Source organism: Natrinema sp. 1APR25-10V2, assembly GCF_031626495.1.
Taxonomy (GTDB): domain Archaea; phylum Halobacteriota; class Halobacteria; order Halobacteriales; family Natrialbaceae; genus Natrinema.
Window position 1 is genome coordinate 348,174 of record NZ_JAMQOJ010000002.1, and the last position, 14,293, is coordinate 362,466.

General features: G+C 66.1%; 12 protein-coding genes. 9 read left to right on the forward strand and 3 right to left on the reverse strand.

The genetic code is table 11. The features are described 5' to 3' along the window. Positions 1–46: 46 nt before the first annotated feature. Positions 47–1,672, reverse strand: coding sequence for a S8 family serine peptidase (locus NDO75_RS07465; protein ID WP_310905527.1), 1,626 nt, complete (start codon positions 1,670–1,672; stop codon positions 47–49). Positions 1,673–1,945: 273 nt separating this feature from the next. Between NDO75_RS07465 and NDO75_RS07470 the strand changes: the two genes are divergently transcribed. Then, entirely contained in the window at positions 1,946–2,422 is a 477-nt protein-coding gene (locus NDO75_RS07470) for an NYN domain-containing protein (protein ID WP_310905528.1), read from the forward strand. Here NDO75_RS07470 and NDO75_RS07475 read toward each other — a convergent pair. Both NDO75_RS07475 and NDO75_RS07480 read right to left on the reverse strand, forming a co-directional pair. Beyond that, positions 2,419–2,691 (reverse strand): TRAM domain-containing protein, encoded by a 273-nt coding sequence (locus NDO75_RS07475; protein ID WP_310905529.1) that lies wholly within the window; start codon positions 2,689–2,691, stop codon positions 2,419–2,421. The genes NDO75_RS07470 and NDO75_RS07475 overlap by 4 nt on opposite strands. After that, on the reverse strand, positions 2,688–4,241 hold the full coding sequence (locus NDO75_RS07480) for a Na+/H+ antiporter NhaC family protein (protein ID WP_310905530.1): 1,554 nt from the start codon (positions 4,239–4,241) through the stop codon (positions 2,688–2,690). Before NDO75_RS07480 ends, NDO75_RS07475 begins: the two co-directional genes overlap by 4 nt. A 249-nt stretch (positions 4,242–4,490) precedes the next feature. On the opposite strand from NDO75_RS07480, the gene NDO75_RS07485 reads away from it, so the two are divergent. From NDO75_RS07485 to NDO75_RS07520, 8 genes are all read left to right on the forward strand, one after another. Beyond that, positions 4,491–5,342 (forward strand): TatD family hydrolase, encoded by an 852-nt coding sequence (locus NDO75_RS07485; RefSeq protein ID WP_310905531.1) that lies wholly within the window; start codon positions 4,491–4,493, stop codon positions 5,340–5,342. A gap of 189 nt (positions 5,343–5,531) precedes the next feature. Beyond that, entirely contained in the window at positions 5,532–6,110 is a 579-nt protein-coding gene (locus NDO75_RS07490) for a DUF2150 family protein (RefSeq protein ID WP_310905532.1), read from the forward strand. 78 nt (positions 6,111–6,188) lie between these two features. After that, a complete protein-coding gene (locus tag NDO75_RS07495; protein ID WP_310905533.1) occupies positions 6,189–7,742 on the forward strand; it encodes a hypothetical protein in 1,554 nt (517 codons plus the stop codon). 120 nt (positions 7,743–7,862) lie between these two features. Then, on the forward strand, positions 7,863–9,200 hold the full coding sequence (gene hmgB, locus NDO75_RS07500; protein WP_310905534.1) for a hydroxymethylglutaryl-CoA synthase: 1,338 nt from the start codon (positions 7,863–7,865) through the stop codon (positions 9,198–9,200). A 166-nt stretch (positions 9,201–9,366) separates the two neighbouring features. Continuing rightward, a complete protein-coding gene (locus tag NDO75_RS07505) occupies positions 9,367–10,599 on the forward strand; it encodes an AI-2E family transporter (protein ID WP_310905535.1) in 1,233 nt (410 codons plus the stop codon). A 156-nt stretch (positions 10,600–10,755) separates the two neighbouring features. Further along, a complete protein-coding gene (gene gcvPA / locus NDO75_RS07510) occupies positions 10,756–12,093 on the forward strand; it encodes an aminomethyl-transferring glycine dehydrogenase subunit GcvPA (RefSeq protein WP_310905536.1) in 1,338 nt (445 codons plus the stop codon). Next, positions 12,090–13,625 carry an aminomethyl-transferring glycine dehydrogenase subunit GcvPB gene (gene gcvPB, locus NDO75_RS07515; protein ID WP_310905537.1) on the forward strand — a complete coding sequence of 512 codons (1,536 nt, stop codon included), beginning with the start codon at positions 12,090–12,092 and terminating at the stop codon, positions 13,623–13,625. The genes gcvPA and gcvPB overlap by 4 nt, the downstream gene beginning before the upstream one ends. A gap of 130 nt (positions 13,626–13,755) precedes the next feature. Continuing rightward, positions 13,756–14,220, forward strand: coding sequence for a hypothetical protein (locus NDO75_RS07520; RefSeq protein WP_310905538.1), 465 nt, complete (start codon positions 13,756–13,758; stop codon positions 14,218–14,220). Positions 14,221–14,293 lie beyond the last annotated feature (73 nt).

Consider the following 14,293-nt stretch of genomic DNA (forward strand, 5'->3'; position numbering starts at 1 on the left):
TCGACCGGGCCGACGGCCACCGAATCGCCCGCGCTCGAGCCGTCGATTACCGCCCGCGTTCCTCGAGCTTCAACGTGTACTCACCGGACCCGCTTTTCGCGTGCACCTGTAGCCCCAGGTCCTCGCCGCCCTCGAGCGAGAGCGTGACCGACTCGGTCGTGCCCGACCCGGTCGAGGACTCGTCGTGGTTCCACCGGCTGGGTGAGCGGCCGTCGGTGGTCACGTAGAGATCGAAGTCACCGGCCGCCGGCCCCTCGAGCGAGACCGTGATCGAGCAGGGGTCGGCCGTCTGCAGCGCGTAGCCGTATCGGTCGCTCTCGCCCCACCAGCCGCTGCCGTCGAGCGAGCCACTGACGGTGGCGGTGATCGTCTCGTCGCCACAGTGGCCCGGCGAGCCCTCGTTCGCATCGCCACCGTCGGTCTCGCCGTCGCCGAACGGGTCCGTCTCGACCGCCGCAGCGGCGTCGACACGGCCGTACCCCTGCTCGGTTTCGCCGAGGCCGACGTCGACGGCGGTCTCGCGGAGGTGGCGGCGGAGTTCCGACTGCGTGAGGTCGGGGTATGCCGAGAGCGCGAGGCCAGCGACGCCGACCACGACCGGAGACGCCATCGACGTGCCCGACATCCGGGCGTAGCCGTCGCCGGTGACGCTCGAGACGAGGCGGCTGCCCGGGGCGGCGAGTTCGATCTCCGGGCCGGTGTTCGAGAAGGAAGCGAGGGAACCGTCTTCCTCGAGCGCCGAGACGGCGACGACGGTGTCCTCGGACGCGGGCGAAAAGACCCGATCCGTTCCCGAGTTGCCGGCCGCCGCGACGAGGAGGACGCCGCGGTCGGCGGCGTACTCGCAGGCCGAGCGCATGGTTTCGTAGGAGCCGTCGACGCCCAGCGAGAGGTTGACGATATCCGCGCCGACGTCGGCGGACCACTGGATCGCGTCGACGATGTCGGAGAGCGCCCCCTGGCCGGTCTCGTCTAAGGCGCGGGCCGAAAGCAGCGAGCAGTCGCTGATACCTGCGTGGCCGGTGCCGTCGTCGGTCCCGCCGGCGGCGATACCGCCGACGTGGGTACCGTGGTTCTCGTCGGCCGTCGGATAGGGGTCGCCGTCGTCGTCGGCGAAGTCCTCGCCGATTCGATCGTCGACGACCGACTCGAGCGCGGGGTGGTCGTACTGGATCCCTTGGTCGATGACGGAGATGACGACGTCCGAACTGCCGCGCGTGGTCTCCCAGGCGCGCTCGCAGCCGATCTGCTGAGGTACGTACTGGTAGTCGTAATAGGGGTCGTCGGGCGAGAGCAGCGATTGGACGGTGACGTTCGGCTCCGCGTACTCGACCGCGGGCGAGCGCGTGATCGCCTCGATGAACTCCTCGCGGGCCTGATCGGGAGCCTCAGAAGGGAAGGAGACGACGGCGTAGCGGATCGTCTCGTTCGCGTGGACGACCTCGGCGTCACCGGGGACGGCGGCCCGCGCTTCCGCGGCCACGTCGGCGTCCGGTTCGATACCGACGATGATTTCGTCTTTCTTCGGGCCGGGTTCGCGGCTGGGCGTCGCGCTCGCGACGCCGCTCGAGCCGATCAGCCCGCCGAGCGCGACCGAGCCGGCACCGGTCAGGATCGTCCGGCGGTCGTACGTTCGGTCGGGGGATTCGTCGGGGGGACCGTTCTGTGTCATGGGACGACAGTCACCATTCTCTGAAATTAGTAAACTCTTATCGAACTCAGGATTGTTTATTTCCGATCTTTCCAGGTTCGAGGGCGGAGTACGAAATCTGGCCGTGACTTAAACCGAGAATCTGTGCAGCCGGCCGCTGAAGGGGCGATTTCGAACGGAAGAAACGATGGCAGCGTTTTCGACTACAGACCCAGCGATCGGCCGTCCGCGGGTTCGAAGCGACCGCCGGGTCGATTCGCCACACCTATTTCGGGGCCGCGGCAACCCTCGGGCATGTTCGACCGCGTTCGTGCCCGTCTCGGCCGTCTCGGTGCTCCACAGCCCCCCGCGGAGCCGTCGGTGGGGCTGTTCGTCGACGGGCCGAACGTCCTCCGCGACGAGTTCGACGTGGATCTGGACGATCTACGCGACGCGGCCCGCGATCTCGGCCGGGTCGGCGTCATTCGCCTCTATCTCGACGAACACGCCACGCCCGGCCTCATTCAGGCCGCCGAGGCCCGCGGCTTCGAGGTCGTCGTCACCAGCGGCGACGTCGACGTGAAGCTCGCCGTCGACGCGACCGCACTCGCCGGCGACGGCACGATCGATCGACTCGCGATCGCCTCGCGCGATACGGACTTCAAACCCGTCCTCGAGCACGCCGGGACCCTCGGCGTCGAGACGGTCGCGATCGCACCGGGCTCGTACGGCCGCTCGGACGCGTTACGGAACGCGGCCGACGAGGCGATGACGCTCGAGGCCCAGAACTAGCCGCTGTAAGAGCTCTCGCCCACGATCTCGACCAGTTCGCCGCGGCCTGAGGCGGTCGTCTCGTCGAACTCGGTCACGCGAACCCGAACCTGTTTCTCGACCGCCTCCGGACCGGCGCCCTCGACGATCAGTTCGGTGTCGCCGATGTACGCCCGGCCGCTGGTGCCGTTGGTCTCCGCGACGAAGACGTCGATCTCGCTTCCCACTTCGAGGGTCGGACGGTTGGCTCGAAGCCGCCAGCCCTTGAGGTACTTGCCGAGAAGGCTCATACGCGAGCCACCTCCTCGCTCTCGCGATCGATGACGTACTCGCGGCCGAAGCCGGTCAGCGCCGCGACGACGAACACCGCGACGAGCAGCCAGCCCTGGAAGACGAACGGGACCACGTCGATCGGCGTGACGAGCATCGACTGGTCGAACCACTCGTACTCGCCCGGCAAGTTCTGCATCGCGCTGTAGCCGGCCAGCACGCCGCCGGACCACGGGAAGATGTAGCCCAGCGCGGCGGTCTGTCCGTCCAGAATGTTGGCGCGGCGGTAGCCGTTCAGGTTGAACCGTTCACCGATCTTCGAAATGTAGGGGCCGATCGCGACCTCGGCGGCGGTGTTGATCGTGATGATCGCGTTGATCAGCGCCGTCGAGGCGACCATGGTGAGTTCGGCGTTGCGGACGTTCGTCGCGAGGTTCTCGATCGACCACTCGAGCAAGACCTCGAAGGCTCCGCCGCGGATCATGATCTGGGCCGCGCCGATGATCAACAGGACGAGGATCGACAGCTCGAGGAACCCGGCGACGCCGGTCATGAGGCTCCCGGTGACACCGACCGCGTCGGGGTTGTCGACGACCGTGAGGAAAGGCAGGCCGGCGAGGGGCTCGGCCAGCGGAGCGTCCGGCGGCGCGTTGAACATGACCATATCCCCGATACTCGCGAGGCCGAAGGCGAGGTTGAAGACGACGGCGATGACGATCCCCCACGAGATCGCCTCGACGATGTGTCGGCCGGCGATCGCCGCGCCGATGACGGCGAGCATCGAGATCACGTGGACGAGCCCGATCGCCTCGCTGCCCGAGAGGAAGACCTCCTGGGCCTCAGCACCGATCTCGAGGCCGTCCATCGCCCCGCCGGCGACGACGTAGCCGACGAAGGCGATCACTGCAGCGATGATCACGTACTTGAATCGGGAGGCGACGACGCCGCCGATGTCGGCGTCCTGCGTGACGGCGCTGACGATCGTCGTGTCGCTGACGGGCGCGAGGTTGTCGCCGAAGATCGCGCCCGAGAGGATCGCCCCGAACAGCAGAACGGGATTCGCGCCGAGCAGGACGCCAGCCGGGAAGAAGAGACCGACGAAGGCGACGCTCGCACCGTAGCCGGTGCCGATCCCGGTCGTGAAGACGGCCGCAAGGACGAACGTGATCGCCGGGAACAGCGCCGCGCCGACGCCCGCGGTGTCGGCCAGCCAGACGAGGCCGCCGACGAAGCCGCCGTCCTGCAGGAGCTGGGCGAACATGCCTGCCCAGATCCACGCCACGATCGCCGTCACGGCGACGGGCTGAGTCATCCCCTCGAAGATCGTGTTGGCGTAGGTCCGCCAGTTTCCGCGGACGAAGAACATCCCGACGATGAGCCCGATCAGGATGCCGACGATGAGCCCGCCGGTGTCGCCGATCCGCCAGAGAGCGGTCTGGACGATGGCCCAGACGATGAAGAAGGCGATCGGGAGCGCGCTCGTTCCGCGGCCGCCATAGAACTCGACGGTCGGGCCGTCGCTGTCCGGTTGCCTGAACTGATCGGTCGGTTCGTCGCCAACGTCACTCATATTCGATCACTCATTTTTCACCACGGACGTACGCACTATACCCGACATAATAACTATTTCTGACAGTACTGTATTCTCGGTTATCATCGGTCGTTATCGGTCCTTCCTTCAATACGGACGACGCCTATCATTTGTCCATCGATTTCGACCGACGACGGGGCCGCCGTGGTCGAATATCGCCAGACGAACGTTCCGCGACGGTCGAGCGAAGCCGGTGACTTTTCGAGCGCGGCACGCCCACACCCACGTATGATCGACGATCGGCCGGTGCTGGACGACCACCTCCACCTCGATCCGGATCACCATCGGGGCATCGACGCCGTCAAAGACTTCGCCCGCGTCGGCGGCACTCACCTTCTCGTGGTGAACAAACCCTCGTGGCACCTCGGCGTCGAGGCCGAGACCGGCGAGGACTTCCGCGAGGTCTTCGAGCGGACCATCGAGATCGTCGACGACGCCTCGAGGGAACTCGAGGGCCGGGCCTGGCCCGTACTGGGCGTCCATCCGGGCCTGATCTCGCGGCTGGTCGACGACCGCGGGTTCTCACCCGAGGAGGCCCGCGATCTCATGCAGGGCGGGATCGACGTCGCGGCCGAGTACGTCGCGGCCGGCGACGCGCTGGCACTGAAATCCGGCAGACCGCATTACGAGGTCGACGACGACGTGTGGGCGGCCTCGAACGCGGTCATGCGCCGGGCGTTCGAGCACGGGGCCGACCTCGAGTGCGCCGTCCAACTCCACGCCGAGGCCAGCGAGGATATGACAGAAGTGGCAGATTGGGCCGAAGACGCCGGCATGCCCGCCCATCGCGTCGTCAAACACTACGCGGGTGGTCGCCTCGAGGGACCGACCCCGAGCGTGATGAGCGATAAGGAGCGCCTCGAGACGGCCGCCGAGCGCGGTGAGCCGTTCCTCATGGAGACCGACTACATCGACGATCCCGACCGGCCAGGGGCGGTGCTGGGGCCCAAGACGGTTCCTCGGAGAGTCCGGTGGCTACTCGAGAACGGCCACGAGGAGGCGGTCGAACTCGCCCACGTCGAGACGCCGAAGGCAGTTTACGGGATCGACACCGAGGCGACGCTCGAGTCGGAGCGATAGGACGGAAACTCGTACCGAACGCGTCTCACCGATCGGTACGCGAGGCGGGTCTCGAGAGCCGTCGACGCGCGGTCGAACTCCTGAATCGTCATTTCAGCGTCTGTTTCGCCACTGTATGGAGAATAGAACATTCAGGGAGACTGGCTCATGTAGAGAAAGGCATTTCAAGCGGCCGGTGTAGGTGTCTGTATGAGCAATCCCCCGACCGAGTTCTACTCGGAGGAACGCTGGCAGAACTGGATCGATCGCATCAAAGACGAAGACATCGATCCGGAAGACGAAGACTCGGCTCGACTCCTGCTCAATCTGCAGGACGACACGGCGATCGCCATCGCGAAGATCGTCGCCGCCTACGACGACGGGGAGCTCGATCAGGAGGAAGCGCTCGAGGAGATCAACGACGTTCGCGAGATCGTTCTCAGCGAGGTCGACATCGAAGACGAGGAGAAACTGATCCTCGTCGACGGCGTTCAGACCAGTCTCGTCTGCGTCTTCTTCGCCGCCGAAGAGTACATCGCCAACGGACCAGCAGAGGACGGCAGCGTCGCCGACTACCTCGGCGCTGCCGCCGACGCCGAAGCCGAGGAGGATCTCGACGCCGCGCTGGGCTACGCGGCCCGGGCAGGGACGCTCATCATCGACGAGGAGGAACTCGACATGACCGTCGCCGAAGACTTAGAGTACGGACTGGTCACCGAGTGGATCAACGGCCTCGACAGCCTCCAGAGCGCGATGAGCGACCCCGAAGTCGTCGAAGAGGACGAGTAAGGACCGTTTTTGGACCCGTTCCGATTTCCGTGACTCGAGAGCCATCAGACGTTTAAGCGGCGGCGACTATCCTCGCCTATGTCACGGTGGCGAGACGACCGGGCGGTGACCGTCCAGATCGGGGCGGTGCTTCTGCTCGCGATCGTCTTCGCCGCGCTCGCGCTGTATCAGGTCAACGCCGTCCCGGCGGAGAATCGGGCGATCGAGAGCGAGCACAACGGGCAGGTTCAGAACGAACTCCAGGAGTTGCGAAATGCGATCCGAAACGTCGGCACCGACGGCGGCTCCGCGTCGGTGTCCGTCACGCTCGGTACCCAGTACCCGTCGCGAACGTTTCTGACGAATCCGATCGATCCGACGGGGAGCCTCGAGACGACGGGGACGGCGAACGTGTCGCTCGAAAACGCCACCTTTGCGGGCGACTCCAGCGATTACGACGGGGACCCGTCGACTCTCGTCCAGGGCAATCACTCGACGACGTCGCTCGTCTACCACCCGGATTACAACGAGTATCGGACCGCCCCGACGACCCGGATCGAACACGGCTTCGCGTACAACGAGTTCGAGAACGCGACCGTCTCGCTGACGAAGCAGGGACTGGTCAGCGACGGGACGATCAGGCTGGTCCTCCTGAACGGCACCCTCTCGAAATCCGGGCGCGACGCCGTCTCGCTCGATCCGACGGTTCTGAGCGGTCCGAGCGATCCGGTTCCGGTCACCGGAGACGCCAGTGGAAACATCACGCTCACGATTCCGACGCGAGCACCCAGCGCGTGGAACGAGACGATCGGACCGACGTTCGATACCGGCGAATCGAACGCTCGAGTCGTCTCCCACGCCGACGGCTCGCTTCGGATCGAACTCGCCCAGCGGGGCGAACCCTACGACATGCAGATGACACGCGTCGGCATCGGCGATTCCGGTGAGCCGAGCGACGAGTTCGACGTCCACAGGCGGCAGGGTGGCAACGGGACCGGGGCGAGTCCGGCCTACTACGTCGACTGGCAGGACCCGTCGGGCCAGTCGAGCGTCGACGACGGCAACTGTAGCGCCGATTCCTGTGTCGTCAACGGCTCGTCGGTCGATCTGACGATGGCGACTGACGGCGTCGTCGACGGGGCGACCGTCGAGTACGCAGTGAGCAACCAGAGCGTCGGGACCGTATCGCCCAGTTCGGGCACGACGGCGAGCGATGGGACCAACACGACCACCTTTAGCGTCGATTCGACCGCCCAGGACGGGCACACGGTGACCGTCTACACCTCGAGCGGGAGCGACGGCGACGCGATCGACCTCACGATCTCCCGGACGGGTGGGGGCGGAGGCGGGGGTGGCTCTGGACCGTCGGTCGACTCGTTTACGACGCAGCAGCGGCCCGGTAACAACGTCGGGATTCGATACAGCTGGTCCGTCTCGTCGACGGCTTCGGAACTCGACACCGTTGTCGTGGAACTCTATCGGGACGGCACGTACGTTGACCAGAACGGAAACACGGTCAGCGGATACAGCGCCAGCAAGAACAACGCGGAGTTCAACAACCTCGGAAGCGGACAGGAGTACACGCTGGAGTTGACCGTCACGACCGTCAACGGCGACAGCACGACCGCGACTCGGACGCGGGTCGCCGGGTAACGCCGTTCGCCGGTCCGACACCCTGTCGTCTACAACACGTCCTGGCCGTAACGCGGAGGTTCGTCGATCGACGAAATGTCGAACGACAATATCATATATCAGCACCTGTATGTAGACAGTATGACTGCAGTCGGCATCGACGCCGTCGAGATCTGGACCGGAAATCTCAAACTCGATCTTCCTGGAACGTTCGCCCCACAGAAGGGCGAAGACCCGGCAAAGTACACGAAGGGGCTCGGCCTCAACGCCAGCTCGTTCCCCGACAGCTACGAGGACATCGTCACGATGGGGGCAAACGCCGCCCACCGACTGATGGAACGGAAAGGCCTCGAGCCCGACGATATCGGCCGGATCGACGTCGCGACCGAGAGCGCGTTCGACAATTCGAAACCGGTTTCGACGTACGTCGCCGGCTGCCTCGAGCAGGTCTACGACGGCGACTTCCACCACGCCAACAAGGGCGAGCGGAAGTTCGCCTGCATCGCGGGGACCCAGAGCTTAGACGACGCCTACAACTGGATCCGCGCGGGCCGCAACCGCGGCCGATCGGCACTGGTCATCGCGACCGACACCGCCCTGTACGCGCGCGGCGACGACGGCGAGGCGACCCAGGGTGCCGGTGCCGTCGCGATGCTCATCAGCGAGGATCCGAACCTGGTCGAACTCTCCGCCGAGCAGGGGTACGGCTCGGCCGACGAGACCGACTTCCTCAAACCCAACCAGCAGTTCCCCTCCGTCGACGGCAAACGCTCCGTCCAGGTCTACCTCGCACGGATGCGCGAAGCTCTCGAGGACTTCGAGAGCGTCGCAGGCGAGGTCCACGAAGACGATTTCGTCTACGCGCCGTTCCACACGCCGTTCCCGGGCATGGTCCGGAAGGCCGCGCTGCTGGCCTACCGCCACGTCATCCGCGACACGCCGATCGAAGACGACCTCGCGGAGGAGATCGGCCGCCAACCCCGTCCCGAGGCGTTCGACGACGACGGGGCCTACCGCGACGCGCTCCGGGAGTACATGGACGCGCTCAAGGACACCGACCGCTACGCCGAGTGGTACGACGCGACGATCGACCCGACGCTGACGATCTCTCGCGAGGTCGGTAACTGGTACACCGGCTCCGTTCACGTCGCCCGCGCGAGCGCGTTGAAACACGCCCTCGAGAACGGCCGCGACCTGACCGGCGAAAAGCTGCTCATCGGTTCCTATGGGAGCGGGGCGCAGGCGGAGATCCACTCGGAGACGATTCAGGAGGGCTGGGAGGACGAGATTGCGGCGCTGAACGTCGACGAACAGCTCGCGGACCGCTACGAGATGACGTGGGAGGATTACGAGGAGATCCACGACGTCCACAACCACGAGATGGACGTCGACGTCGAGGAGTTCACGACGCCCAACGCGGAGTTCGTGTTCGACGGCTGGGGCCGGATGGGCGAGCGGAAGTACCGGTACGTCGAGTAGCGGTTTTTAGTGGAGGTTTTGCGAGCGAGCGCGCCAGCGCGAGCGAGGAAAACGTCCGTCGGCGTGGGCGAGCGGAAGTACCGGTACGTCGAGTAGCGATCGTAACCGATCCCTACCGGTCGGTCGTATCAGTGGACTAATTTATCGGGCGCTCCCATGACGGAGTATGGTAGATCGCCCCAGTCCGCCGGACTGGATCGTCGAGCAGCCGGGCTTGACCACGCTCGCCCTGTTGAGCGGCATCCTCGCGCTTTTCGTCGTCCTGCCGTACCTGCAGTACGTCCTCTTCGGCGTCGTGCTCGCCTACATTCTCATGCCCGTCCAGCGGCGGCTCGAGGCGTTCGTCAGACCGACGTTCGCTGCAATCGGCGTCGTCATCGGAACGTTGCTCGTCGTCTTGCTCCCGCTCATCTACGTCGCTTTCGTCGCCTTCGAGCAGTCGCTTCGCGTCGTCCGCGCCATCAGACAGGGCGAACTCGACGTGGCGTCGATCGAAGAAGTGCTGGCGACCAACGGGTACGCCGTCGATTTCGCCGATCTGTACGCGGAGAATCAGGGGCGGATCGCGACGGGGTTGCAGGGGCTCTCGACGGGCGCGATCGATATCGTCGGCGGCCTCCCAGGGATTTTCATCGGCATGACGGTCACGCTGTTCGTCCTCTTCGCGCTGTTGCGCGACGGCGACCGGCTCGTCGCGTGGTTCCAGTGGGTGTTGCCGATCGAGGACGAGGTCCTAGAGGAACTCCGCGTCGGGCTGGATCGGCTCATGTGGGCCTCGGTCGTCGGCAACGTCGCCGTCGCGGCCGTGCAGGCGGTGATGCTCGGAGTCGGCCTGGCGATCGCTGGCGTCCCCGCCGTGACCTTCCTTACCGTGGCGACGTTCGTCCTCACGCTGCTCCCGTTGGTCGGCGCGTTCGGCGTCTGGATCCCGGTAGCGGTCTATCTCGTTGCGGTCGGTCGTCCCACCACCGCCGCGGCGTTCACCGTCTACGGGCTGGTCGTCAGCTTCTCGGACTCGTATCTCCGGCCCGCGATGATCGGCCGGACGAGCGCGTTCAACTCCGCGATCGTCGTCGTCGGTATCTTCGGCGGACTCGTCGTCTTCGGTGCCGTCGGGCTGTTCATCGGCCCCGTCGTTCTCGGCGGCGCGAAGCTCACCCTCGATTGCTTCGCGCGCGAGCGCGCCGGCGAGCCCCCAGCGGCGGCCGATGTCGAGGGGACCATGACCGAGTCCGTACCGTCGGACACACTCGAGGAGGGAGAGGGGACAGCCGAGACGGACGCTGAAGCGGGGCCGGCGACCGAGGGGGACACGGAAACGGGGACGGCCGAGGCAACCACCGAAACGGAGTCTGCGACCGACGGCGACGCGGACACCGGCACCGACTCGGACGGGTGATCGGACGCCCCGTTCGCAGCGCCGACAGCGGAGACCCGAAACGGGTGCGTTCATAATCCCCTGCCCGCTAGAGGCGTGTATCGTGTCTCGGATCGAACGCCGCGGTCGACGCGGGAGGGGATCAAACGACTCGATCGACCGGGACCACGTCTAGTCATGCACGGATCACACGCAACGGGGAGTCCGTACGCTCCCCACACGGCGGAGGACCGTACGGCGATGCTCGAGGCGGTCGGCGCGGACACCGTCGAGGAACTCTTCGACATTCCGGCCGACGTTCGGTTCGACGGCCGCTTCGAGATCGACGCGCGAACGGAGCGGGAGACGCGCCGGTTGGTACGCTCGATACTCGGCCGGAACGACGATCTGACCGAACTGCTCGGTCGCGGTCACTACGGCTACTACGTGCCGTCGGTGGTCGACCACCTCGCCGACCGCTCGGAGTTTCTCACCTCCTACACGCAGTATCAGCCCGAAATCTCGCAGGGATTCCTGCAGGCGCTGTTCGAGTACCAGTCCCTGCTGGTCGAACTGACCGGCCTCGAGGTCGCGAACTGCTCGATGTACGACGCGGCGACGGCGCTCGGCGAGGCCGCCACGCTGGCCGATCGCGTCCGCGACACCACGGGCCACCGCGTGTTAGTGCCCGATCTGCTACGCGAGGAGCGGCGGAGCACGCTGGAAAACTACGTCGCCGGCACCGACCTCGCCGTCGAAACGTATCCGATGGACGACGGCAACGTCGATCTCGAGGGTCTCGAGGAGCGCGTCGATGAGGAGGTCGTCATGTGCTACGCCGAGAACCCGACCGTCCGGGGGACGATCGAGGAGAACCTGACGGCGGTCGGTGACCTCGCCGACGACAACGACGCGCTGTTCGCGCTCGGTACCGATCCGATCGCGCTGTCGCTGCTCGAGCGGCCCGCCGACGTCGGTGCCGACGTCGTCGTCGGCGACGCGAGCGTCCTCGGATTGCCGACGAGCTACGGAATGGGGCTCGGCCTCTTCGCGACCCGCGAGGATTACCTCCGGCAGGTTCCCGGCCGGCTGGTCGGGGCCAGCGAGGACGCGACCGACCGACGCGCGTTCACGCTCACGCTCCAGACGCGCGAACAGCACATCCGCCGAGAGCGCGCGACGAGCAACATCTGTACGAATCAGGCGTGGGTCGCGCTCCGGACCGCCATGCACGCCGCTGCACTCGGGCCGAGCGGGATGGTCGACCTCGCGAACCGCGCCGTCACGCGCGCGGAAGACCTCGCCCAGCGGGTCGACGACCTCGTCGGCGTGAAAGCGCCGGTCCACGATCGTCACCACTTCCGCGAGTTCGTCGCCCGCGTCGATCAGCCCGCCGGAGCCGTCGCCGACGACCTCGAGCGCCGCGGCTTCGCGGTCCACGTCGTCGGCAACCACGAGATTCAGGTCTGCGTCGCCGGCGTCCCTGACGAGCGACTCGATCGGTTCGTCACCGTCCTCGAGGAGGTGGCGCGATGACCGACGACCGAGCCGGAGACGGCGACACGCCGCACTCGCGGTACGATCAGGCCCGCTACGTCGAGAACGGCGAGTACGAGCCGCTGCTCTCGGAGAAGGATCTGACCCAGGTCGAAATCGGCAGCGGCAGCGATGGGGGAAGCGGTGACGGCAGCGGGGACGACGGCGGCTCGCCCCTCCCCGACGACCTGACGCGCGACTCGCTCGAGCTCCCGGAGCTCTCCGAGCCCGAACTCGCGCGCCACTACACGCGGCTCTCCCAGATGATCTACGGGATCGACAGCGGCCCTTACCCGCTGGGCTCCTGCACGATGAAGTACAACCCCAAGTTCACCGAGGACGTGGCAGCGCTGCCGTCGGCGGCCGTCCATCCCGACCGCTCCGAGGAGTCGGTCCAGGGAACGCTCGATCTCCTCTACCGGCTGCAGGACTACCTCGCCCGAATCGGTGGCATGGACGCGGTGACGCTCCAGCCGCCAGCCGGTGCGGCCGGCGAGTTCGTCGGCATCCGCGTCGCCGCGGCCTACCACGAGCACAACGGCGAGGGCCACCGGGACGAGGTCATCGTCCCCGAGAGCGCCCACGGGACGAACTTCGCGACCGCCGCGCTCGGCGGCTACGACGTGGTTTCCCTCCCCAGCGACGACGAGGGCCGGGTCGACCTCGAGGCGCTCGAGGCCGCCCTCTCCGAGGACACCGCGGCGCTCATGCTGACCAACCCGAACACGCTGGGGCTGTTCGAGCGCGACATCGCGGAGATCGCGGAGATGGTCCACGACGTGGGCGGGCTGCTCTATTACGACGGGGCGAACCTGAACGCCCTGCTCGGCCGCGCGCGGCCCGGCGACATGGGCTTCGACGTGATGCATTACAACGTTCACAAGACGTTCGCCACGCCCCACGGCGGCGGCGGACCGGGGGCCGGGCCGGTCGGCGTCGTCGAGGACCTCGCTCCGTTCCTGCCTGCACCGCGCGTTCGCGAGCGCGACGCCCGGTCGAAGGCGGGTGAGCCGCTCTACGAACGGTTCGACCCCGAGCACACCATCGGCAAGGTCCACGGCTTCGACGGCAACTGGCTGGTGCTGATCAAGACCTTCGCCTACATCGCTCGGCTGGGCGACGAGGGCCTCGCGGACGCCAGCGCCTCTGCAGTGTTGAACGCGAACTACCTCGCCCAGCAGATCGAGTACGACGTGCCCTACGGCCCGTTCCACCACGAGTTCGTCGCCAGCGCCGGCGAGCAGGACGCCGCCGACGTAGCCAAGCGGATGCTCGACCACGGCGTTCACCCGCCGACGACCAAGTGGCCCGAGATCGTCCCCGAGGCCCTGATGACCGAGCCGACCGAAGTCGAGAGCAAAGCTACCCTCGATCGGCTCGCCGCCGCGTTCAACGCCGTTGCGAGCGAGGATAGCGAGACCCTCGAGACCGCGCCCGAGCGAACGACCGCACGCCGGATCGATCAGACCAGCGCCGCGCGGAACCCGCGGCTGTCGTGGCAGGCGCTCGAGGACGACTCCGGCAGTAGTTAGCGAGACGGTCGTTTTATCAGGCCCCGTTTCAACCCCCGAATCGATCGATACGTTCCGTACGGCTACGCACCGGACGGAGATCGGCAGTGAGATCCACAACGAATTTGTCGTTTCGATGAACAGTGGGTGTATGGAACGACGGACATTCCTGGTATCCGTCACCGCGTCCGGTGTTGCGACTTCGTCGGGTTGTCTCAGTTCGAACGAGTGCGGCGAATCGTCGAACCACCTGTATATCGAGAACCAGCGCCCGAACGCCAAGGAGGTCGACATCCGCGTTTTGAGAGAGTCGGACGGAATATTCAACGACGGTGACTGGGAGGATGTCTTTCTCGAGACTGTGGAGATTCCCGGTGAGGCACACAGCATCATCGAGAGCGTATACGATGCGTACGGGACGTATCGAACCGAGGCCGAATGCCAGTTCGACCATACCGTCAGATCCGATCGACAGATTTCAGAAATCGACGACTGCGACGATCAGGTCGTGACTATCGGCATCGGTGACGAGATCGTCACCATTCTCAGCGGGAGACCGGACCATCTCTCGTCCGAAAACGGATCCGATCCGGAGTCTCCCTCTCTGGTGCGTTGATCGGTCGGAGTCACCGAGCATTCCTCCGAACAAAGCGCCTGTCTCACCGACGACTACCGGGTCTATCGTCAGA